The following is a 527-nucleotide window of genomic DNA, read 5'->3' as shown; positions in this document are numbered from 1 at the left end:
GGAAATAACAAATGGATCATCTTCTATTCGATATCGGTAGACCTGCTATCACTCACAGAAATTGGGATGTTGGTTTCCGGTTCAGAACTGCGCCTTTGCACAAACTGAATTTTTAAATATTCTATTGCTAACAATTTTCGATTATTTTTGGCTTTTCAGGTCCACACCATATTATTTTTCGATAAACCCCAGCCAGCATTTTTTGATCTCTTAATAACTCAAACACGTCGGCGGGACACCAATCTGGGCCAGCCGAAAAAGAAATCCCTGCATCTCGTAATTTTTCGAATAGCTTTGCCTTAATGTCTTGATCGGGAGCCATTAATGATAGTGTTTTTTGTTCCTTGCCGGACACAGCGACGAATCCTAACTCTTCAAGAAGATCAATCACACTATCATCTAGGACTTTTACTACTATTTCCGATAAAGCACCTTCGGAAACAAAGGCTTTCGTAACAGAACTCATTTCACTATCACCGTAGTAATGGTTTTCACTTTCGCTGAATCAACCGTCGAAATTGATTCGA

1 protein-coding gene is annotated in these 527 nt (G+C 39.5%); it reads right to left on the bottom strand.

All coding sequences use genetic code 11. From position 1 onward, the window contains the following. Positions 1-127: 127 nt before the first annotated feature. Positions 128-466, bottom strand: a complete 339-nt coding sequence (locus tag ED901_RS19405) for a hypothetical protein (protein WP_122096968.1) — start codon at positions 464-466, stop codon at positions 128-130. Between the last annotated feature and the right edge of the window lie 61 nt (positions 467-527).

The organism is Rahnella sp. Larv3_ips (assembly GCF_003697865.1).
GTDB lineage: Bacteria > Pseudomonadota > Gammaproteobacteria > Enterobacterales > Enterobacteriaceae > Rahnella > Rahnella rivi.
Note: the sequence above shows the minus strand (reverse complement) of the source record. Positions and strands in the feature narration are given on the sequence as shown.

Excerpts from the sequence above, each read along its gene's own strand:
- ED901_RS19405 (WP_122096968.1), bottom strand. The coding sequence starts at position 466 with ATGAGTTCTGTTACGAAAGCCTTTGTTTCCGAAGGTGCTTTATCGGAA.